This is a genomic window from Streptomyces antnestii (assembly GCF_004005495.1).
Taxonomy (GTDB): Bacteria; Actinomycetota; Actinomycetes; order Streptomycetales; family Streptomycetaceae; genus Streptomyces; species Streptomyces antnestii.
Genome location: NZ_RZYA01000064.1, coordinates 1 through 807, shown reverse-complemented (window position 1 = coordinate 807; position 807 = coordinate 1). Strand labels below are relative to the sequence as shown.

Annotated in this window: 1 protein-coding gene; it reads right to left on the bottom strand. The window is 68.2% G+C overall.

The window, feature by feature from the left end; translation table 11 throughout:
- A partial coding sequence (locus EOT10_RS40960; RefSeq protein WP_223281532.1) for an FMN-binding glutamate synthase family protein occupies positions 1–807 on the bottom strand: 807 nt, incomplete at both ends.

The window sequence follows — 807 nt, the reverse complement described above, 5'->3', positions numbered from 1 at the left end:
TGACCCCGACCGGCAGACCGGTCTCGGCGGCCAGCAGCTCGACGAAGTCGAGCATCGAGTCGACGTCGCTGAACGCGGTGTGCCGCGCGGGGGAGGCGCAGTCCTTGCCGAGCGGGATGCCACGGATTCCGGCAATCTCCTCGGTCACCTTCGCGCCCGGCAGCATTCCGCCCAGCCCCGGCTTGGCTCCCTGGGAGAGCTTGATCTCTATCGCCTTGACCGGGGCGCCGGCGACCACGTCCTTGAGCTTGTCGAGGTTGAAGCTGCCGTCCTCGTTACGGCAGCCGAAATATGCCGTCCCCATCTGGAGAACGAGGTCGCCGCCGCCCCGGTGGTACGGCGACAGGCCGCCCTCGCCCGTGTTGTGCATCGTGCCCGCCAGTGCCGCCCCCTTGTTGAGCGCCGTGATCGCCGCGCCGGAGAGCGACCCGAAACTCATCGCGGAGATGTTCACTACGCTCGCCGGCCGAAACGCCTTGGCGCGCCCGCGCGGTCCGCCCAGCACCTTGGCCGAGGGCAGTGGGGCCTGCGGGTCGTGCGCGTCAGGCAGCGCGCCGGCGAACGTGCGCTGCTTCAGATAGGCGTGCCCCTGCACGTGCTCGACGTCGACTTCGGTTCCGAACCCGAAGTAGTTGTTCTCCTCCTTCGCCGACGCGTAGATCCAGCTGCGCTGGTCACGACTGAACGGGCGCTCCTCCTCGTTGGAGGTCACGATGTACTGCCGCAGCTCGGGCCCGATCGTCTCCAACAGGTACCGGGCGTGTCCGATCACCGGGAAGTTCCGCAGCAGTGCGTGCCTCTTCTGGA